Source organism: Pseudomonas sp. 43A (assembly GCF_013363935.1).
GTDB lineage: Bacteria > Pseudomonadota > Gammaproteobacteria > Pseudomonadales > Pseudomonadaceae > Aquipseudomonas > Aquipseudomonas crudilactis.
Genome location: NZ_CP054880.1, coordinates 241,228 through 261,720, shown reverse-complemented (window position 1 = coordinate 261,720; position 20,493 = coordinate 241,228). Strand labels below are relative to the sequence as shown.

Here is a 20,493-nt window from a genome sequence, read left to right as displayed (position 1 = left end):
GAAGACGTCATGAGTTATCCAGGGCATGGAGGAATTCGTAGCGGGGCGCATCGCCGCTTTGCCAGGCTTCGTATTGCTTATAAACGCCCTCGAGCATATTGCCGGTCAGGCGCAGACTGGTTTCCATCACCATGGCGATGGCATCCCAGTCAGTCTGGCACTTGCAGGTACGCTGCAGGATGAGTTTGATTTCGTTGAAGTGCTCGACATCGATATCTGAATGAGCGATGAAAAACGTCAGTTGTGCAGGTTTCAGCGCCAATGTTTCACTCAGCTGGTTTATCAGTGGAGTGATGAAGTGATAGGCGTTTTCCGCCCAGTAGCTGTATCCCAGCCGTTGTAACGGATTACCGGTAAAAGAAATCCAGTACAAGTAAGCGATCAGCACTTCAGTTTCCGCAAGTGCTGGCGGCATATCAAAAATTTGATTTTTCAATCCCAGGCTCATGACATCATGCAAAGCCATTTTTTCATGACCGACTTCTTGCGCAGCATGTTCAAAACAGAACTTTGCATAAACAGGGTTATCGGCATGTCTTACACCGACCAGCCCCTGATTTCGCGCATTGTGTGCGGTGTAATGAAAGGTTTCGATCATATAGATGGCATATAACGCCTTGGAAACACTGCCCTCGCGTATCGCCTTCACCAGCCGGGAGTTGTCCAGGATATCGGCCCATGTTTTTTCGATTCGACGATCGAGCAGAATCAACTGTTGTTCAAAACTGATGGATGCATTCATCGCGACTCTCCGGGTAGTTGGCGTTCATGGGAAAGGGTTGTTGAAGCGCTGTGAGGATTTGCAGCCATTGCGCAGACAGCAGCCAGTAATCGCCGCGAGCGCGATGTTCGATATGAAGCGAGTCAGAGGTGATCGGGGTCAGGCCAAAACGCTGGAACAGCCGCCGTTGTGGCGATCTGCACAAGGCGGTAACGCCTTGGTATCCGCGATCGATCGCCCATTCAGTGGCGGCGGCAAGCAGTGCATTGATCGGCACGGGCCGGTGTTGTTGCGAATGTGTGATCAGACGACTGAACTCGACATGCCGCGCCAGCGCCACGGTCGGCGAGACGTACTGATGTGTCAATGAAGCCCATTCGAACGGCGAAGGGGTCACTCTCAAAACCGCCGTCAGTTGCTCGCGCTGGTACAGCAGAAAATGCGTACTGCGCGATGAAATCGCCAGCTTTGCTTCAAGTGCCCGGGCTCTGGACGTCAGCATGTAATGCTTTAATCGGAGACGAAACTGCCGCCCGATGAATCTTTCAAACTCGCGGACATCTGATCCCGCATCAAGAGTAGCGATACGATATTCAGTGTGCTGCTTGATTAATTTCTCTTGAAGTCCCTGCAGATAATCCTTGAGCTGTAAGTTCGTAGTATCCATTCCTTCTCCGCAGACGTTAACTTATCGAAGTTTTCTGAGCGCATTGAAATAATGGATGCTTTTAGAAATATCGCCACTGCGCGACTTCTGATAATGACGTGGGAAAAGTTACTGAAAATTTTAACTTATAGATTTATCTGACACACGAAGAACACATATAAACAACAGACTGTTTAAGTATCGCGACAACTTCAAGGATAAATCGCACGCAGGCGAAAAACTCCTCGCCAATACAGTCGAGGAGTTCGCAAGCCAATCGGGAAAAATCGGGTCAGTCGGGACGAATGATCCTACCGGAGGCAAGATCGCGGATGACACTAGGGTTCTTCCGTCCGCCAAGGCTGCCGCCCAGCACAAGATCAATCTGGCCACGGAAATATTGTTCAACCCGCAAACGCGTGCGCGCCGCCGGCCGGCCCTGCGGATTGGCCGACGTTGAAATCAGCGGCCCGACCATCGAACACAGATCGCGCACCTGCGGATGATCACTGACCCGCAACGCCACGGTGTCGTGCACCCCGGTAACCCATTCCGGTAACAGATTCTGATGCGGCACCAGCCAGGTGTTCGGCCCCGGCCAGGTGCTGGCCATGCGGTCGATCCACTCTTGCGGGAAGTCTTCGAACAGGAAGTCGAATTGGCGAATGTTGTCGGCGACCAGAATCAGGCCCTTGTCCACCGAACGATTCTTGATCGCCAACAGGCGATCCACTGCCTCTTCGTTCCACGGGTCGCAACCCAGCCCCCAGACGGCTTCGGTTGGATAGGCAATCACCGCCCCGGCGCGAATCTCTCGTGCGGCTTGTTGCACACGCCAACTGTTGACCATGAAAAAACTCTCCGCAATCAGGTTTCGCGCAGTTTACCGATCTTCTTTGTAAAACCTAGCGTGTCCTGGCCAACCAGCGGCCGTTTTCGCAGACCGCACGGCCGTCCATTTCCAGTTCGGTGAGCGCCGCCAACACTTTGGGCAACGCCCAGCCACTGCTGCCGGCCAGCGCTTCGCTGGTGTGCGGCGCGGCGTGGAGCAAGGAGAGCAATGGGTGATCGACTTTCGCCGTGTCTGTAGATAATGGTAAATGCTGCCAACCGCGCAGGGCTTCGAGGATATGTTCAATGGTTTCCACCAGTACCGCGCCATCCCGGATCAACTGATGGCAACCGCGCGCACCGGGGTGATGGATCGAACCAGGAATCGCGTAAACCTCGCGTCCCTGTTCCGCCGCCAGTCGCGCGGTGATCAGCGAACCACTGGCCACGCTGGCCTCGACCACCAACACACCAAGGGACAAACCGCTGATGATGCGGTTACGCCGCGGGAAGTTGCTCGCCGTCGGCCCGGCATCCAGCGGAAACTCGGAAAGCACCGCGCTGCCGGATGCAATCATCGCGTCCGCCAAGCGTCGATTTCGCTGTGGATAAAAGTTTTCCAGTCCCGTGCCAAGCACACCGACCGTCAGCCCGCCGACATCCAGCGCGGCTTGATGCGCAGCGGCATCGATGCCCAATGCCAGACCGCTGGTGATGACAAAACCGGCCCCGGCAAGGCTTCGGGAAAATGCCGCTGCCGTGTCCATACCCGGACGCGAGGCGCGGCGACTGCCGACCATCGCCAGTTGCGGTTTTTCCAGAATCAACGGATCACCGGCAACAAACAATATTGGTGGCGGGTCGGGAATCTGCGCCAGCAACGTCGGGTAATCCGGCTGGTCCCACATCAGCAAATGCTGATCCGGCCGCTCTAGCCAGCGCATTGCATGGCTGGCGCCGTCGCGAACCTCGGGACAGCGCCGCGCTTCGGCGCACGCCGCCGGTAACCCCAGCGAACGCCAGGCGCTGGCCGGCGCGCTGATGGCTTTGGACGCCGAGCCAAAGGCTTCGAGCAATTTGGCAAAGCGTTTCGGGCCGACATCCGGCAAGCGGTGCAGGCGCAGACGCGCTTCCAGTTCCGCCGGGGAAACCGGCGTACAGACAGGCAACATGATGGATCATCCTTGATCGTTACAAGCCCCGAACCATTCGGAACAAGCTGTGGATAACTCTGTTGGTAACTTGTGAAGCTTGCTTACGGATTTCGCACCTTATCGAGCACCGCCAGCGAGCGTGAAGCGTTAAGGACGAGGCCGTAACTGAGTTTGTCGTAGGTGCGGAACACCATCAGCAACCCGGCGCGTTCGTCGGGAATTTTCAGCGGCTGCCCGGTGATGCGGTCGCGCACGGTTTCGCCGGTTTTCATCACTTCCAACACATTGCCTTCGACCAAACCGTCGCGTCTGCCCTTGTTCAGGGTAACCACGTCCATCACGCCGATTTGGGTGACGCCGCGCGGCACATCGATGATCACGCCGTTGATGCTGGTCGTTGGCGCGCTGGGCATGAAGGTCGAGTTGATCGAGCGCTCTTCGCCGCTGAACAAGCGGTCGCCGAGGCGCACTTCCTGCGTGGTGCGTTGCAGGGCGAGGGTGGCGACGTCGCCTTCGGTGGCCACGATCTCACCGCCACCGATGTCGTCTGCGTTGATTCCGAGGAACTCCTTGGTCTGCGGATCGGTGTAGACCTTGCCCTGACGGAAAATGCCGTAGACCGGCTGATCCGGATCGAAATGGCCGCGCGCGAAGATCCGGTCACCGGTGCCGCTGAGCACGCGTTCGGCATCGCCGGCGACGATGTACGGTGCCTTGTCGAAATCTTCGGCCTTGTCGACGATGCGGTTGCTCAGCAGAAAGCTGTTGATCGATTTCAGCGGAATGCTCGGAATCGCCTCGGCTACCGGGCTGGTGCGGATCCGCGGCGAAAGCTTGATGGTGCCGCGTGACTCGCCACGATTGAGCGTCAGACGCGGTTGGCCGTCGACATAGCTGAGGGTCAGCGTGTCGCCGGGATAGATCAGGTTGGGGTTTTCGATTTGCGGATTGGCCCGCCACAGTTGTGGCCACTGCCAGGGCTCGCGCAGGTATTTGCCGGAAATGTCCCAGAGCGTGTCCCCCGAAACCACCGTGTATTGCTGTGGAAAACCATCCCTGAGTTGCACTTGCCCTTGCACCGCGCCGGCCGAAGCCAACAGCAGCAGGGCGAGTAGTGTTTTCCTCATGCAGTGAATCCCTTTATCATGTGCATTCGCGTGAACCGTCAGAGCCCCCGTGGCTCGCTTGTGCAAAATGCACAAGCTACGCTTCACAACGGTAGCCTGCATCTTCGGACCTGCCAGGCCATCGCCCGACTTTACTCAACGTGTGCAGCAATCAAAGCCTATGGCCATTTTAAACATCCTCGAATTCCCGGACCCGCGTCTGCGCACTATCGCCAAGCCTGTGGCTGTAGTGGACGACGAAGTGCGTCAGTTGGTCGATGACATGTTTGAAACAATGTATGAAGCGCCGGGCATCGGCCTTGCCGCGACCCAGGTCAACGTGCACAAACGTATCGTCGTGATGGACCTTTCCGAAGACCGCACCGAACCACGGGTGTTCATCAACCCCGAGTTCGAATCGCTGACCGACGAAATGGACCAATACCAGGAAGGTTGCCTCTCGGTACCGGGTTTCTACGAAAACGTCGACCGCCCGCAAAAGGTCAAAATCAAGGCGCTGGACCGCGACGGCAAGCCCTATGAGCTGATCGCCGAAGGCCTGCTCGCGGTGTGCATCCAGCACGAATGCGACCACCTCAACGGCAAATTGTTCGTCGATTACCTGTCCACGCTCAAACGCGACCGGATCAAGAAGAAACTGGAAAAGCAGCACCGCCAGAACGCTTGATGCCCCTCTTCAAAGGCTTGCTGCGGCAAGCCTTTTCTTTTTATGAGACTCCCTTCATGACTGAGCCACTGCGCATCGTTTTTGCCGGCACCCCGGAATTCGCCGCCGAACACCTCAAGGCCCTGCTGAACAGCCCTTACGAGATCGTTGCGGTTTACACCCAACCGGATCGTCCAGCCGGTCGCGGGCAAAAACTGATGCCGAGCCCGGTCAAACAGCTGGCCCTGGAAAATAATATCCAGGTGTTGCAGCCGCCGACGTTGCGCAACGCCGACGCACAGGCTGAACTGGCAGCGCTGAAACCGGACTTGCTGGTGGTGGTTGCCTACGGTTTGATTCTGCCGCAGGTCGTGCTGGATATTCCGCGCCTGGGCTGCATCAACAGTCACGCATCCTTGCTGCCACGCTGGCGCGGTGCGGCGCCGATCCAGCGCGCCGTCGAACACGGTGATGCCGAGAGCGGCGTGACCGTGATGCGCATGGAAGCCGGTCTCGACACCGGGCCGATGCTGCTCAAGGTCGTCACCCCGATCACCGGCGAAGACACCGGTGGCAGCCTGCATGATCGCCTCGCCGAAATGGGCCCACCGGCCGTGGTGCAAGCGATCGCCGGTCTGGCCGCAGGCACGCTGGAAGGCGAAGTGCAGAACGATGAGCTCGCCACCTACGCGCACAAATTGAACAAAGACGAAGCACGCATCGACTGGAGCCGTCCGGCCGTCGAGCTGGAGCGACTGGTGCGCGCCTTCAATCCATGGCCGATCACCCACAGCAGCCTCAACGGTGAAGCGCTGAAAGTGCTGGCGGCAATAATTGCCGAAGGCAACGGCGCGCCGGGTGAAATCCTCAGCGCCAGCAAGGACGGCCTGGTTGTCGCGTGCGGCGAACAGGCGCTGTGCCTGACCCGCCTGCAATTGCCCGGCGGCAAAGCGCTGAACTTCAGCGACCTGTTCAACAGCCGTCGCGAGAAGTTCGCTGTCGGCACCGTGCTAGGCGCAACGGTGGACGCACAATGAACCCGCGTCTGGCCGCCGCCAAGGCACTCGCCGCCGTCCTCAGCGGCAAGGCCTCGCTGAACAGCTCCTTACCGACACAACTGGACAAGGTCGAGGATCGCGATCGCGGTTTTACTCAGGATCTGGCCTTCGGCACCGCGCGCTGGCAGCCACGCCTGTCGGCATTGGCGGAGAAACTGCTGCAGAAACCGTTCAAGGCTGCCGACGCCGATGTCGAAGCGCTGCTGCTGGTCGGTCTCTACCAATTGCTCTACACCCGCGTCCCGGCCCACGCCGCCATCGGCGAAACCGTGGGTTGCGCCGACAAGCTGAAGAAGCCGTGGGCAAAAGGCCTGCTCAACGCCGTGCTGCGTAACGCCCAGCGCGAAAGCGAGACAATTTTCGCTGAGCTGGAACGTGATCCGGTGGTGCGCACTGCTCACCCGCGCTGGCTGCAAAAATCCCTGAAGGCGTTCTGGCCTGAACAGTGGGAAGCCATCTGCGAAGCGAACAACGCGCATCCGCCGATGATCCTGCGGGTCAACCGCCGTCATCACAGCCGCGATGCTTACCTCGGCTTGCTGACTGAAGCCGGCATTGCTGCAACGCCGTGCGTTTACAGTCGCGACGGCATCATTCTCGAAGCCGCTGCCGATGTGCGCAGCCTGCCAGGTTTCGCCGAAGGCTGGATCAGCGTGCAGGACGAAGCGGCGCAACTGGCCGCCGACCTGCTGGATCTGGCGCCGGGGCAACGTGTGCTCGACGCCTGTTGCGCGCCCGGTGGCAAAACTTGCCATATCCTCGAAGCCGAGCCGGCACTGGCCGGTGTGGTGGCGGTGGATCTGGAAGCCAAGCGTCTGGTGCGCGTTAAGGAGAACCTTGAGCGTCTCGGTCTAAACGCCGAACTGATCGCCGCCGACGGTCGCGATACCGCGAAATGGTGGGACGGCAAACCGTTCCAGCGCATTCTGCTCGACGCGCCATGCTCGGCCACTGGTGTGATCCGTCGCCATCCGGACATCAAGCTGACCCGTCAGCCGGACGACATCGTTGCCCTCGCGCAACTGCAAGGCGAGCTGCTCGACGCCATGTGGGAAACCCTCGAAGTCGGCGGCATCCTGCTATACGCCACCTGCTCGACGCTGCCGACCGAGAACACCGAAGTCATCGCCGCATTCCTTGAGCGTACGCCAGGTGCCCGCGAACTGGACCTCGCCACTGCCGCCGGGATCAAACAGCCCCATGGTCGCCAATTGCTGGCCCAGCAGGGCGGGCATGACGGGTTCTACTACGCCAAGCTGATCAAGATCGCTGCCGCGCGCGGCTAAACGGATTCAATGGAGTGACTGGATGAAAATCATCATCCTCGGTGCGGGACAGGTCGGCGGTTCGCTGGCCGAGCATTTGGCCAGCGAGGCCAACGACATCACGGTGGTCGACACCGATGGCGAGCGCCTGCGCGACCTCGGCGACCGCCTCGACATCCGCACCGTGCAGGGCCGTGGCTCGCTGCCGTCGGTGCTGCGTCAGGCCGGCGCCGACGACGCTGACATGCTGGTGGCGGTGACCAACAGCGACGAGACCAACATGGTCGCCTGCCAGGTCGCCCATACGTTGTTCCACACCCCGACCAAGATCGCCCGGGTGCGCGAAGCGTCCTACCTCAATCGCGAGGAGCAACTGTTCCAGAACGAAGCGATTCCGGTCGACGTGCTGATCAGCCCCGAGCAAGTGGTGACCAACTACATCAAGCGCCTGATCCAGCATCCCGGCGCGTTGCAGGTGATCGACTTCGCCGAAGGCGCGGCGCAACTGGTGGCGGTGCGTGCCTATTACGGCGGGCCGTTGGTGGGCCAGCAACTGCGCCAGTTGCGCGAGCACATGCCGAATGTCGAGACCCGCGTCGCCGCGATTTTCCGCCGTGACCGACCGATCCTGCCGCAGGGCGATACGGTGATCGAGGCCGATGACGAAGTCTTCTTCATCGCCGCCCGTGAGAATATTCGCGCGGTCATGAGCGAAATGCGCCGTCTCGACGAAACCTATAAACGTATTGTCATCGCCGGTGGCGGGCAGATTGGCGAGCGTCTGGCCGAGGCCATCGAAAGCCGTTATCAGGTGAAGATCATCGAGATGAGTCCGGCGCGTTGCCGCTATCTCTCCGACACCCTCGACAGCACCGTGGTGTTGCAGGGCAGCGCCTCCGACCGCGATTTGCTGCTGGAAGAGAACATCGCCGACGCCGACATTTTTCTCGCGCTGACCAACGATGACGAAGCCAACATCATGTCGTCGCTGCTGGCGAAACGGCTGGGGGCGAAGAAGGTCATGACGATCATCAACAACCCGGCCTACGTCGACCTGATTCAGGGCGGCGACATCGATATCGCCATCAGCCCGCAACTGGCGACCATCGGCACCCTGCTGGCCCACGTGCGCCGTGGCGATATCGTCAGCGTGCACTCATTGCGGCGCGGCGCGGCGGAAGCGATCGAGGCGATTGCCCACGGCGATGCGAAGTCGAGCAAGGTCATCGGCAAACCGATCGAGAAGATCGGCCTGCCGCCGGGCACCACGATTGGTGCGGTGATCCGCAATGAACAAGTGATCATCGCCCACGACGACACGGTGATCGAAGCGGGCGACCATGTGATCCTGTTCCTTGTGGATAAAAAGCATATTCGCGATGTGGAGAAGCTGTTTCATGTGGGGTTGAGCTTCTTCTGATCCGGATTTTTGGGTGATCAGACTGCTCGCGATGGCGGTATCAGTAAGCAAGACTCATCCCTGACACACCTCACTCAAGGAATCTCCCATGCTCGAATCCCTGGAAAAAATGCTCGCCAAGGGTGTGGATAACTCCCTTTTGCGCTTCGGCTTGGGCAAGGGCTATCTGGATCTGGGCGAAAACGCCAAGGCTGCCGAGCATTTCCAGCGCTGTGTCGGTTTCGATCCGAAGTACTCGGCGGCGTGGAAACTGTTAGGCAAGGCGCAACTCGCGCAGGGCGATCACGCCGCCGCGCGTACGGCGTGGGAACAAGGTCTGGAAGCGGCCCGCGCCCATGGCGACAAGCAAGCCGAAAAGGAAATGGCTGTTTTTCTGAAGAAGCTCGATCGCCAGGCCCAATGAATCAAAGGTAACGAAGGCCGATCCCGTCGGCGTCCACCGCCACAACTTCCATTCGTACGCTTGGCGCGCCGGTGGGTAAACCCTGCACCTGGCCATACACCACCGCACCTTTGGGCAACGATGCCAAGGTCGGATGTTGCACAAATACCCCGGTGGGCGACAGGTTACGCGTCTGCCCGAGGCACTCGCCGAAGCTGTCATGGGTGATCTTGATGCGAAACGATTTGCGGTGTTCGGACATCTGCTGCGCCCTTGAATGAACGGTTGTGGATAACCTCGCCAATGAGGTTATCCACAGATCATGCCAATCACATCCAAAAAGCTCAGTACCAGCGCTCTTCGCCCGGCGGACGCTTCTTGAAGCGCTTCATGCTCCACATGTACTGACTCGGATACGCCGCCACGTAGCGCTCGACCACTTTACTCATGGCTGCGCAGGATTCGGCAGTATCGATGCTGTACATGGCTTCGGGCGCGGCTTCGAGGATCACTTTGTAGCCAGAACCGTCGGGCAAGCGCAGCGCATGCAGGAACACGCCAACGGCTTTGCCACCGGCGAGCATGTTCGGCACGAATTTGCTGGTCAGCGCCTGCGTGGCGAAGAACGGCACGAAGATCCCGGCAGATTCGGCCGGTTCCGGGTCGGCGGGAATGCCCACTGCACCACCTTTGCGCACTTCCTTGATGACGCTGAGGATGCCTTCCTTGGTGGAAGCAGCGACTTTGTTGCCCAGTTGCACGCGCTGTTTGCGCAGCAATTCATCCACAGCCTTGAGCTTCGGCGGACGATAGAAAATGATCGGTTTGCACTGGCTGCAATAGAAGTGGTTGAGCACTTCCCAATTGCCCAGGTGGCTGGTGATGCCGACCACGCCTTTGCCCGAGGCCAGCGCATCCTTTAGAACGTCGAGGCCTTCGACTTCGCGCACCAGATCGATCGAACGCTGCGCTGGCCAGATCCACGCGCAGGCGCTTTCGGTCAACGACTTGCCGATGTCTTTCAGGCTCTGCCCGACCAGACGCTCACGTTCGGCCGCATCCATCTGTGGAAAACATTTGGCGAGGTTGATCCGCACCACGTCGCGGGAGCGGTTGGGGGTTTTCCACATGATCCAGCCGATCGCCGAACCCACGGCCTGCACGGCCCGCCATGGCAGCAGGGCAAACAGCCGCAGAGCGCCTACCAGCAAGGCGCCTTTAAACTTTTCCACAGGTCACTCCTGATCTTGTGCGGTGCGCGAGGCGGCCATTCTAACCGCCGTTGACGAGCTGCGCGTAGCGGTCGCAGTCCTGGGTGTGATCCATGACCATGCCCGAGGCCTGCATCAATGCGTAGCAAATGGTCGGGCCGACGAACGTGAACCCGGCCTTTTTCAGGCCTTTGCTCATGGCAACGGCTTCGGAGGTGATCGCCGGGACTTCGCTGCGATCCTTGAAATGATTGATGATCGGTTGGTCGTTAACGAACGACCAGAGGAACGCCACCGGATCCTCCAGCGCCAGCCAGGCCTGGGCATTACGGCGGGCGGCGTTGAGTTTGAGGCGGTTGCGGATGATCCCCGGATCGAGCATCAATTCGTCGATTTCGGCGTCGCTCATCTGCGCCACGCGCTGTACGTCGAAGCCGAACAGCACCTCGCGATAACGCTCGCGTTTACGCAACACGGTGATCCACGACAGCCCGGCCTGGAACCCTTCGAGCAAAAGCAACTCGAACAAACCCTGCGCATCGCGTAGCGGCGTGCCCCACTCCTGGTCGTGATAAGCCATGTACAGCGGATCTTCGGTACACCAAAAGCAGCGTGGCATAAGGCTCCAGGGGGCGTGCGCAGCAATGAATCGGGTATACTCCCGCTCTTTAAATCGCAGCCCAAGAAACAGGTGAATTTCGTGAGCCAGCCTACGCCAGCCGTGCGTACCTTCCAAGACTTGATCCTCGCGCTCCAGCAATACTGGGCCGAGCAAGGTTGTGTGGTACTTCAGCCCTACGATATGGAAGTAGGCGCCGGCACTTTCCACACCGCGACCTTCCTGCGCGCCATCGGCCCGGAAACCTGGAACGCCGCTTACGTGCAGCCAAGCCGCCGTCCGACTGACGGCCGTTACGGCGAAAACCCGAACCGTCTGCAGCACTACTATCAGTTCCAGGTCGTGCTCAAGCCGAACCCGGACAACTTCCAGGAACTGTACCTGGGCTCGCTCAAGCATGTCGGCCTGGACCCGCTGGTCCACGACATTCGTTTCGTCGAAGACAACTGGGAATCGCCGACCCTCGGCGCCTGGGGTCTGGGCTGGGAAGTCTGGCTGAACGGTATGGAAGTGACCCAGTTCACTTACTTCCAGCAGGCTGGCGGCATCGAGTGCTACCCGGTGACCGGCGAGATCACTTACGGTCTTGAACGTCTGGCCATGTACCTGCAAGGCGTGGATTCGGTCTACGACCTGGTCTGGGCTGACGGCCCGATGGGCAAAGTCACCTACGGCGACGTGTTCCACCAGAACGAAGTGGAGCAGTCCACTTACAACTTCGAACACGCCAACGTCGACAAACTGTTCGAACTGTTCGACTTCTATGAAGGCGAAGCCAAGCGCTTGATCGAACTTGATCAGCCGCTGCCGTTGCCGAGCTACGAAATGGTGCTGAAGGCCTCGCACACCTTCAACCTGCTGGATGCGCGCCGGGCGATCTCGGTGACCGCGCGTCAGCAATACATTCTGCGCGTACGCACCCTGGCGCGTTCCGTTGCGCAAGCCTACCTGCTGGCACGCGCCAAGCTGGGCTTCCCGATGGCGACCCCGGACCTGCGTGACGAAGTACTGGCCAAGCTGGAGGCAGCACAATGAGTGCGCAAGATTTTCTGGTTGAACTGGGCACCGAAGAACTGCCACCGAAAGCCCTGAATACCTTGGCTGAGGCGTTCCTCGCCGGTATCGACAAGGGCCTGCAAGCCGCTGGCCTGAGCTACGAGACTAAAACCGTCTACGCCGCACCGCGTCGTCTGGCTGTGCTGATTACCGCGCTGGCCACCCAGCAACCGGATCGCAGCATCAACCTCGACGGTCCGCCACGTCAGGCGGCCTTCGACGCTGACGGCAACCCAACTCAAGCAGCACTGGGTTTCGCCAAGAAATGCGGCGTCGATCTGAGCGAAATCGATCAGAGCGGCCCGAAACTGCGTTACAGCCAGAGCATCGCCGGCAAGCCGACCGCGAGCCTGCTGCCAACCATCGTCGAAGATTCGCTGAACGACCTGCCAATCCCGAAACGCATGCGTTGGGGTGCGCGCAAGGAAGAGTTCGTACGTCCGACCCAATGGCTGGTGATGCTGCTCGGTGACCAGGTCATCGACTGCACCATCCTCGCGCAAAAGGCTGGCCGTGATTCCCGTGGTCACCGTTTCCATCACCCGCAAAGCGTGCGCATCGGTTCGCCGTCGAGCTACCTCGCCGACCTGCGTGCCGCTTACGTGCTGGCCGACGCCAACGAGCGTCGCGAAATCATCAGCAAGCGCACTGAAGAACTGGCCACCCGTCAGGAAGGCACGGCAATCGTTCCGCCGGCACTGCTCGACGAAGTGACCGCGCTGGTTGAATGGCCAGTGCCGCTGGTGTGCTCGTTCGAGGAACGCTTCCTCGACGTGCCGCAGGAAGCACTGATCACCACCATGCAGGACAACCAGAAGTACTTCTGCCTGCTGGATGCCGATGGCAAGTTGCTGCCACGTTTCATCACTGTGGCCAACATCGAAAGCAAAGATCCGCAGCAGATCATCGCCGGTAACGAGAAAGTGGTTCGCCCACGCCTGACCGACGCCGAGTTCTTCTTCAAGCAAGACAAGAAGCAGAAGCTCGAAGCTTTCAACGATCGCCTGAAGAACGTGGTGTTCCAGGAAAAACTCGGCAGCGTCTACGACAAGGCCGAACGCGTTTCCAAGCTCGCTGCATACATCGCCGCGCGCATCGGCGGCAATGCCTCGTGGGCTGCCCGCGCTGGCCTGCTGTCGAAGTGCGACCTGGCCACCGAAATGGTTGGCGAGTTCCCGGAGATGCAAGGTGTTGCCGGTTACTACTACGCGCTGAATGATGGCGAGCCGGAAGACGTCGCGCTGGCGCTCAACGAGCAGTACATGCCACGCGGAGCCGGTGCAGAACTGCCGGCGACCCTGACCGGTGCGGCCGTTGCCATCGCTGACAAACTCGACACCCTCGTCGGTATCTTCGGTATCGGAATGCTGCCTACCGGTAGCAAAGACCCGTATGCCCTGCGCCGTGCGGCACTCGGCGTGCTGCGTATCCTCATCGAGAAAAAACTCGATCTGGACCTGAACGACGCCGTCGCATTCGCGGTGAATGCGTTCGGTGCCAAGGTCAAGGCAGCCGGTCTCAACGAAGCCGTTCTGGAATTCATCTTCGACCGTCTGCGTGCGCGTTACGAAGACGAAGGCGTTGAAGTGGCGACTTACCTGTCGGTCCGTGCCCTGAAGCCGGGTTCGGCGCTGGATTTCGACCAGCGTGTGCAAGCGGTGCAGGCCTTCCGCAAACTGCCGGAAGCGGCAGCGCTGGCGGCGGTGAACAAGCGTGTATCGAACCTGTTGAGCAAACTCGAAGGCGCGGTGCCGACCGAGGTGCAAGCCAAGTACTTCGACAACGCCAACGAGTTCTCGCTGTACTCGGCGATCCAGCAAGCGGATCAAGCGGTTCAGCCAATGGCTGCAGCGCGTCAGTACAACGAATCGCTGGCACGCCTGGCGGCATTGCGTGAGCCGGTGGATGCGTTCTTCGACGCGGTGATGGTCAATGCCGACGACGCCAATGTGCGGGCCAACCGTTACGCGCTGCTGGCGCGTCTGCGTGGTCTGTTCCTCGGTGTTGCCGACATTTCTCTGCTGGGTTGAGGGATTGCTGTTGAAACTGCTGATTCTCGATCGGGACGGAGTGATCAATTACGACTCCGACGCTTACATCAAGTCAGTGGCGGAGTGGATACCATTGCCCGGCTCGATCGAAGCGATTGCGCAGTTGAGCAAGGCCGGCTGGACGGTGGCGGTGGCCACCAACCAGTCGGGCATTGCTCGCGGCTATTACGACCTCGCCACCCTGGATGCCATGCACGCGCGCTTGCGCGAGCTGGTAGCGGAGCAGGGCGGTGAAGTCGGGCTGATCGTGTATTGCCCGCATGGGCCGGACGAAGGCTGCGATTGCCGCAAGCCGAAACCGGGGATGTTGAAAACCATCGCCGCGCATTACAACGTCGAGCTGACCAATGTCTGGTTCGTCGGCGACAGCCTTGGTGACCTGGAGGCCGCCAAAGCCGTCGATTCACAGCCAGTTTTGGTAAAGACCGGAAAAGGCGCAAAGACTCAGGGCAAAACCCTGCCGGTTGGCACTCTGATTTTTGACGATCTGGCGGCGATTGCCGCAGAACTTATCCACAACTAGAGTACTTCTGAAGTTCCTGACCAGGGATTGATCGGGAGTGCGCTTGAACACTCGGGCATTGCCCCGTAACGGTAAACGTCACTATGTCGATACTGCGGGCCATCAGGATTTTTCTCTTTTACCTGCTGCTGGGCACCACTTCCCTGCTGTGGTGCAGCTTGAGTTTTTTTATCGCGCCGTTTTTGCCGTTCAAGGCGCGTTATCGTTTTATCAACGTGTACTGGTGTCGCTGCGCCTTGTGGTTGACCAAGGTGTTTCTCGGTATTCGTTACGAAATCAAAGGCGCTGAAAACGTGCCTGACCGGCCTTGCGTGATTCAGTCGAACCACCAGAGCACTTGGGAGACGTTCTTTCTCTCCGCTTATTTCTCGCCGTTGAGCCAAGTGCTCAAACGCGAACTGCTTTATGTACCGTTCTTCGGCTGGGCGATGGCCATGTTGCGGCCGATCGCGATTGATCGCGACAACCCGAAAGCGGCGCTGAAACAAGTCGCGGCCAAGGGTGATGAACTGCTCAAGGACAACGTTTGGGTGCTGATCTTCCCGGAAGGCACTCGGGTGCCGTTTGGCACTGTCGGCAAGTTCTCGCGCAGTGGTAGCGCTTTGGCGGTGAATGCGGCGCTTCCGGTGCTGCCGATTGCACACAATGCCGGCAAGTTCTGGCCGAAAATCGGCTGGGGCAAGAAGTCCGGCGTGATCACCGTAGTCATCGGTGAGCCGATGTATGCCGAAGGCACGGGTCCGCGCGCCATCGCCGAGTTGAACGACCGGGTGCAAGCCTGGAACGAGAAGATGCAGCGCGAAATGGGTTCGCTGCCACCGGCCCCGCAAGCACCGGCCTCAAATGATCAGATCGCTGTCTGAGATTTTGTGGATAACCTGTGTACGGTTTTGTTGAAAACGCTTGAATATTGAAATTAAGTGATTGATTTACTTATATATTTCTCAAGCTCATAAAACACCGTAAAAGGTGCATAAGTTTTTTTCGGAAGTAAAAAAACCGGCTGTTATAGCCGGTTTTTTTGTGCGCGATCATTCGAGGATCAGCGGTAACTGAAGCAGGAACGTGGTGCCTTGATCGACCACGCTGCGGCATTCGATTTTGCCGCCGTGGTGATCGACTACCGCTTTGACCATCGACAAGCCGAGGCCCACGCCATCGATGCCTTGGGCAGAGGAAAAACGTCGGTACTGAATGAACAGGTCGGGCAATTCTTCGGCGGCAATGCCTTTACCCTGATCGCTCAGTTCGCAGCGCAGCCATTCTTCATGGCAACTGACATTAAGGCGAACCGTGGTATTGGGTCCGCTGTATTTGATCGCGTTCTCCAACAGGTTGAACAGCGCGCGGGTCAGCAGACCCTGATCCGCTAAAACCAGGCGTTCCTGAGACTGCTCATCCATGTCGTGGAGCAACTCGATACCTTTCTGTTGCGCGATCGGCAGTGCCTGATCGAGCACGTCGAGCACGAGCATCGCAAACAGGCTCGGCTGGAACTGATAGGCCTGCGACTCGGCCCGCGCCAACAGGACGAAGCCGTCGGTCAGCGAGAGCGCGCGGCGCACTTGCCGTTCAATCTGCTCAAACAGTGGCGCATCCGCTTCAGCCTGATGGCGATGAACATCGAGCAACGCCAGGATGGCCGAATGTGGCGCACGCAGGTCGTGGGACAGAAAGCGCAACAACACGCTGCGTTGCTCCTCGGCAGCGCGTTCGGCACTGAGGTCGGTAAGACTCAGCAGCCAGCCAATCGGCGTATCGCCGTCTACCGGCAACAGCGCCGCGCGCTCCAGGCGCAAGCTGCGCTCCTTGTGATCGCGAAACTCCAGCAGCGGCAGGGCCGACATCAGCGGGCGAGGGGTTGTGGACAGATCGGGATAACCGAGTTGTGCCAACTTATCGAGCACGTCGTCGCCCACTAACGGCTGTTCGAAGAGGCCTCGCGCCTTGCGATTGCCCAACAGGATCTTCCCGGTCGGGTCGCTGATCAGCGTTGCCACCGGCAAATATTCCAGTCCATCAGCAATGAACCGTCGGGTATCGCGGGTGCGGCTCATGGCTTGTTCGAGCGCCATGATCTGGCCCTGCAAACGATCAGCACCCGTGAATTGCGTACGGCGGCGTTCGGGAAACACCTTTGGCTCACGATCGAGTCGTGCCAACTCCCAGCCAAAATAAGTCAACACAACGCTCAGGCGCCGCCAGTTCCAGATCAGATAACCAAACAGCATGCCCAGCGCTGCCGGCGTCGGCGACCACCAGCGTCTGATTTCTGCGAGCCCGGCGCTGCTCAGCAACACACAGGCGATACCCACGAGCGTTATCCACAGTGCCAGACGCGGTCGCCACAGCAGCAGCCCGAGCACGCAGGCGACTAATACCACTGACAGTGCAACACTCAACCCCGGCGAGACATCGTGCAGATTGACCTGCGCGCGATAAGACAACAGTGCAGTGAGCGGCAACAGCACTAGACTTATCCACACCCACTCACGGACCAGTCGCCGAAATAATCGCTGAACCTGACTTGGCTCACGGCTTTCACGCCGACGTTCGTTATTCATGGAAGGAGGATTCACGGGAAAAAGGGCAGGGCGCGGCGAATGGATTCATGGGTCACAGGTCTGAGGACGTAGACTCGAAGAATCATAGCGGACGTCGTCCCATGACGGGCCGCTTACTTTCATAGCGTTGGCGCGGCGACTATGGTTCATGCCCAACAACCCAAGCATCAAGGAATCACCGCGTATGCGCGTTGCGATACTGGACGACGAACCCGCCGAACTGCGCCGGGTCGAGCAAACCCTGCAGCAAATGGCCGATGCCGGTGAACAGCCGTGGTCGCTTCACAGCTTCGAACGCGGTGAGGACCTGCTGCGACAGCTACGCCGGGAAACCTTTGACCTGCTGATCCTCGACTGGCAACTGCCCGACCTCACGGGTCTATCCCTGCTGCGCTGGACCCGCGAGCACATGGAAGCGCCACCGGCAGCAATCATGCTGACCAGTCGCGATGGTGAGAGCGATATTGTTCAGGCGCTGAACGCCGGCGCTGATGATTATGTGAGCAAGCCGTTCCGCCCCAATGAACTGAAAGCCCGAGTCGCCGCAGTACTACGTCGGCATAGCCAGCCACGCAGCGCTGCCACCGAAGTGCTGAGCTTCAATGACCTGATCTTCGATGACGCCGAACTGACCGTCACCCGCGACCTTAAACCCATCGTCATGACCGAGCGCGAATACCGCCTCGCTCGCTGCCTGTTCAGTAATCTGGGGCGGCCGTTGTCACGTGAATACCTATATGAGCGGTTCTGGCCCCATGAAGAGGCGGTCTCTTCGCGACCGCTGGATACGCACATCTACCGCCTGCGCAACAAACTTGGGCTGACGGCGGAGCGGGGTTGGCAACTGCTGACCATTTATGGGTATGGATATCGGCTGGAGAGCGTCACGGCAACGAGCGAGTGAAGAGAGCAGGCCAACGGCATTGCGTTGGCCCTGGCTGGCACCAGTCATCAATGAAAGGTCAATGCCAGCAATCCAATCGCCAGTTTGCGGATGTCTTCTCCCCAGCCGAGATCATGCGGACTGACTGCCAGCGGAAAATGCAGCTGGATACGCAGGACGCCTTGTTGCGCAACTAGGGCCTGCACCTCGGCAGGCAGGTTGATATTGATTGCATTGCTGGTGGCGTTGGTCAGGCTGGCAGAGATTACGGGCACGTTATTGATGCTGATATCCACCGTTTGGCGCGGCGTTTTCTCAGACAGGAACGCGTTGGTTTCAAGCGTCAGTGAACTCACGCCAGCCTTGGGCCGCAGGATGATCTCGGCATCCGGCCCGACCGATCCGGTGCCCCACGCCTCGGCAAACCACCAGCCTTTTCCAAGTGCAGCCGTGCCCCGACTGCCCTCCACAAACTGCAGCTTTTCGCCGGCGTCGAATGAAGGGATCAAATCCCGGGAAGCACCGGCCATGAGTGGCAGACAATCAGCGCAGCGCTTCCAGCCCGGGGCCAGCACATGGAAGCCGTCAATCCTGGCCAGCATATCGCTGTCGTCATCCACGTTGAGCGCCGCTTGCAGCGCTGACCGCTGCTCAAGCACGTAGAGGGTATCGCGCTCATACTTGCCGGAGTCGATGGTTCTGCCGGCAGTACGCTGTAGATCCTCCTGCGCTTGCGCGCTCACCCGGCCCAGGTACACCGCATCGGTGGCGAGATGATTCCGGCCCGCGTAATCGGAGAGGGTCATCCAATGAGCCGTCAGGTTCTGCGGAATCACGTAGCGGACCTTCTGATAGTGCGCTGCCGCGCTTTGCCAGAACGGATTGACCATCTGGGTTTTCCACGTCGCAGCAGGTGTGACCATCTGCTGCCGGCGTATGCCTGCCCAACCGGCACGGGTGTCGAAGACCTGTACCAGAAGGGCTGTCACCAGCAGCAACAGCGCAGTCCGTGGCGCCGCGTTACGCGCGATCAGGAACACCACCGCAAAGATCGCCGCGTACATGACCGGCCAGATCATCCGCCCCGAAGCGCGGAAAATACCGGCCATGGAAATGACGGGGTCAGGCAACCAGTAGACGAACTCGAGCGGTCCGACGCCGATCCTGTTAGAGAACGCAAAAAGCATCAGTCCAGACAGTGCCAGCAGCAATAACCAGCGTTTGCGCATCGTTGCAACGATCTGGCCTTCGCCTGAGCAAATGAACCACAGCGCGCAAACGAGCAGAAACATCACCCCCAGCCCCGGGAAAGCCATGCCGGCCGAATCCCCAGGTACGCCAGGTATATCGCCGAGGACGCGAGACCATCCAGCGGGGTCGAAAAACGTCAGCACATTGGCGCGAAACAATCCGAATCCGAATGAAGCCAGTCCCTCACCTTCAACGGTGAAATAGCCTGCTTGCCAGCAACACACTCCGGTCAGCAACAGCAGGCCAACCAGCTCGACGAACGACCTCTTCAGCAGCAACTGCCGCCTCAATGATCGGGCCAGCAAGTCGGCCAGCCAGATCAAGCCAACCATTGCCAACAGATAAGCGTGTATCAAGGCCGCGACCGCCAACAACGAGCCCCAGGCCAGACAACGCCGCTCGGCATGAGGGCGCAGGGCCAGATACAGAGCGGCCAGGATCAGGAAGTGCCCGGCGAGGGATAAGTGCTCTCCCATCCGCGAAATCAGCGCCGGGTTGAACAGAAACAGTGCCGCCCCCAGCAAACGCAGCGCAATGTTGGCGGTGGCCAGGCCCATCAGCTTCCAGGCAAACCAGCCCTGCAACACAAAACACAACAACAGCCACAGGCCAAAGTACTGGAAAGGCTCGGGAAGCCATGCGGCAAAGGGTTTGAAGATCAACGCCAGCAGCGGGTTCGAATCCGAGTAGATGATCGCGCTGCTCAGCTCCAATCCATACGAAGGATTGAGCCCCAGCGGCAACGACCAGGGCGAATGCCTGAAAAACACCCAGCCAAGGTAGTGCGTTGCCGGATCACCGCTGCCCAGCCACGCAATGTTTTGCGGGTTTAGCGCCCTTGGACCGATGACGATAAAAAAGGCCAGAATCCCCAACAGCAGGGGCAGCACATTGACCGATAGACGTGTGACGGAATCCTTCCTTACGCATTGATGAGTCAATTGATTGCTCTTTTTTTAGTCGTTTTTCTACAATCTGGCCGCCGCCTGTCTGCGACGAAAGAGCCGCATCGTATCGCGCTTCAAGACGAAATTGAACGCAAAAAAAAGCCCGCTTGCGCGGGCCTTTCCTGTGCGGAGTTGGCA

20 protein-coding genes are annotated in these 20,493 nt (G+C 59.2%); 10 read left to right on the top strand and 10 right to left on the bottom strand.

The genetic code is table 11. The features are described 5' to 3' along the window. Window positions 1-7 precede the first annotated feature (7 nt). The 5 genes from HUW52_RS01180 to HUW52_RS01160 form a co-directional block, all read right to left on the bottom strand. The gene (locus HUW52_RS01180) at window positions 8-742 is read right to left on the bottom strand and encodes an iron-containing redox enzyme family protein (protein ID WP_016984092.1); all 735 of its coding nucleotides are present in this window, start codon (window positions 740-742) and stop codon (window positions 8-10) included. Further along, window positions 720-1,388: a hypothetical protein gene (locus tag HUW52_RS01175; protein WP_175552761.1), complete on the bottom strand. Its 669-nt coding sequence runs from the start codon at window positions 1,386-1,388 to the stop codon at window positions 720-722. Before HUW52_RS01175 ends, HUW52_RS01180 begins: the two co-directional genes overlap by 23 nt. A 271-nt stretch (window positions 1,389-1,659) precedes the next feature. Beyond that, window positions 1,660-2,217: an L-threonylcarbamoyladenylate synthase gene (locus HUW52_RS01170; protein ID WP_016984090.1), complete on the bottom strand. Its 558-nt coding sequence runs from the start codon at window positions 2,215-2,217 to the stop codon at window positions 1,660-1,662. Window positions 2,218-2,272: 55 nt separating this feature from the next. Then, complete coding sequence (dprA, locus tag HUW52_RS01165; RefSeq protein WP_175555630.1) at window positions 2,273-3,373, bottom strand: DNA-processing protein DprA; 1,101 nt, start codon at window positions 3,371-3,373, stop codon at window positions 2,273-2,275. Between the two features lie 80 nt (window positions 3,374-3,453). Further along, window positions 3,454-4,479, bottom strand: coding sequence for a LysM peptidoglycan-binding domain-containing protein (locus tag HUW52_RS01160; RefSeq protein ID WP_016984088.1), 1,026 nt, complete (start codon window positions 4,477-4,479; stop codon window positions 3,454-3,456). 160 nt (window positions 4,480-4,639) lie between these two features. Between HUW52_RS01160 and def the strand changes: the two genes are divergently transcribed. The 5 genes from def to HUW52_RS01135 all read left to right on the top strand — a co-directional run bounded on the left by def (window position 4,640) and on the right by HUW52_RS01135 (window position 9,271). Then, on the top strand, window positions 4,640-5,146 hold the full coding sequence (def, locus tag HUW52_RS01155) for a peptide deformylase (RefSeq protein WP_016984087.1): 507 nt from the start codon (window positions 4,640-4,642) through the stop codon (window positions 5,144-5,146). Window positions 5,147-5,202: 56 nt separating this feature from the next. Continuing rightward, window positions 5,203-6,162 (top strand): methionyl-tRNA formyltransferase, encoded by a 960-nt coding sequence (gene fmt / locus HUW52_RS01150; RefSeq protein WP_026000524.1) that lies wholly within the window; start codon window positions 5,203-5,205, stop codon window positions 6,160-6,162. Continuing rightward, window positions 6,159-7,469: a 16S rRNA (cytosine(967)-C(5))-methyltransferase RsmB gene (rsmB, locus tag HUW52_RS01145; protein WP_175552760.1), complete on the top strand. Its 1,311-nt coding sequence runs from the start codon at window positions 6,159-6,161 to the stop codon at window positions 7,467-7,469. The genes fmt and rsmB overlap by 4 nt, the downstream gene beginning before the upstream one ends. Before the next feature lie 22 nt (window positions 7,470-7,491). Continuing rightward, the gene (trkA, locus tag HUW52_RS01140; protein ID WP_007911861.1) at window positions 7,492-8,868 is read left to right on the top strand and encodes a Trk system potassium transporter TrkA; all 1,377 of its coding nucleotides are present in this window, start codon (window positions 7,492-7,494) and stop codon (window positions 8,866-8,868) included. An 88-nt stretch (window positions 8,869-8,956) separates the two neighbouring features. Next, the gene (locus HUW52_RS01135) at window positions 8,957-9,271 is read left to right on the top strand and encodes a tetratricopeptide repeat protein (protein WP_016984084.1); all 315 of its coding nucleotides are present in this window, start codon (window positions 8,957-8,959) and stop codon (window positions 9,269-9,271) included. 1 nt (window position 9,272) lies between these two features. Here HUW52_RS01135 and HUW52_RS01130 read toward each other — a convergent pair whose 3' ends face one another. The 3 genes from HUW52_RS01130 to HUW52_RS01120 form a co-directional block, all read right to left on the bottom strand. Next, window positions 9,273-9,512: a PilZ domain-containing protein gene (locus tag HUW52_RS01130; RefSeq protein ID WP_016984083.1), complete on the bottom strand. Its 240-nt coding sequence runs from the start codon at window positions 9,510-9,512 to the stop codon at window positions 9,273-9,275. An 82-nt stretch (window positions 9,513-9,594) separates the two neighbouring features. Continuing rightward, a complete protein-coding gene (locus HUW52_RS01125) occupies window positions 9,595-10,482 on the bottom strand; it encodes a lysophospholipid acyltransferase (protein WP_016984082.1) in 888 nt (295 codons plus the stop codon). Window positions 10,483-10,522: 40 nt separating this feature from the next. Next, window positions 10,523-11,080 carry a DNA-3-methyladenine glycosylase I gene (locus tag HUW52_RS01120; protein ID WP_016984081.1) on the bottom strand — a complete coding sequence of 186 codons (558 nt, stop codon included), beginning with the start codon at window positions 11,078-11,080 and terminating at the stop codon, window positions 10,523-10,525. Between the two features lie 81 nt (window positions 11,081-11,161). Here HUW52_RS01120 and glyQ point away from each other — a divergent pair, with 81 nt between their 5' ends. The 4 genes from glyQ (at window position 11,162) to HUW52_RS01100 (ending at window position 15,573) form a co-directional block, all read left to right on the top strand. Then, on the top strand, window positions 11,162-12,115 hold the full coding sequence (glyQ, locus tag HUW52_RS01115; protein ID WP_034152298.1) for a glycine--tRNA ligase subunit alpha: 954 nt from the start codon (window positions 11,162-11,164) through the stop codon (window positions 12,113-12,115). Then, window positions 12,112-14,166, top strand: a complete 2,055-nt coding sequence (gene glyS / locus HUW52_RS01110; RefSeq protein ID WP_134176507.1) for a glycine--tRNA ligase subunit beta — start codon at window positions 12,112-12,114, stop codon at window positions 14,164-14,166. The genes glyQ and glyS overlap by 4 nt, the downstream gene beginning before the upstream one ends. Window positions 14,167-14,170: 4 nt before the next feature. After that, complete coding sequence (gene gmhB / locus HUW52_RS01105) at window positions 14,171-14,710, top strand: D-glycero-beta-D-manno-heptose 1,7-bisphosphate 7-phosphatase (RefSeq protein WP_175552759.1); 540 nt, start codon at window positions 14,171-14,173, stop codon at window positions 14,708-14,710. Window positions 14,711-14,793: 83 nt separating this feature from the next. Then, on the top strand, window positions 14,794-15,573 hold the full coding sequence (locus HUW52_RS01100; protein WP_175552758.1) for a 1-acyl-sn-glycerol-3-phosphate acyltransferase: 780 nt from the start codon (window positions 14,794-14,796) through the stop codon (window positions 15,571-15,573). A gap of 168 nt (window positions 15,574-15,741) precedes the next feature. On the opposite strand, the gene HUW52_RS01095 is transcribed toward HUW52_RS01100, so the two are convergent. Further along, entirely contained in the window at window positions 15,742-17,274 is a 1,533-nt protein-coding gene (locus HUW52_RS01095) for a HAMP domain-containing sensor histidine kinase (protein ID WP_175552757.1), read from the bottom strand. Between the two features lie 184 nt (window positions 17,275-17,458). On the opposite strand from HUW52_RS01095, the gene HUW52_RS01090 reads away from it, so the two are divergent. Then, a complete protein-coding gene (locus HUW52_RS01090; RefSeq protein ID WP_016984075.1) occupies window positions 17,459-18,178 on the top strand; it encodes a response regulator transcription factor in 720 nt (239 codons plus the stop codon). 47 nt (window positions 18,179-18,225) lie between these two features. On the opposite strand, the gene HUW52_RS01085 is transcribed toward HUW52_RS01090, so the two are convergent. Then, complete coding sequence (locus tag HUW52_RS01085; RefSeq protein WP_175552756.1) at window positions 18,226-20,349, bottom strand: DUF6311 domain-containing protein; 2,124 nt, start codon at window positions 20,347-20,349, stop codon at window positions 18,226-18,228. Window positions 20,350-20,493: the final 144 nt, after the last annotated feature.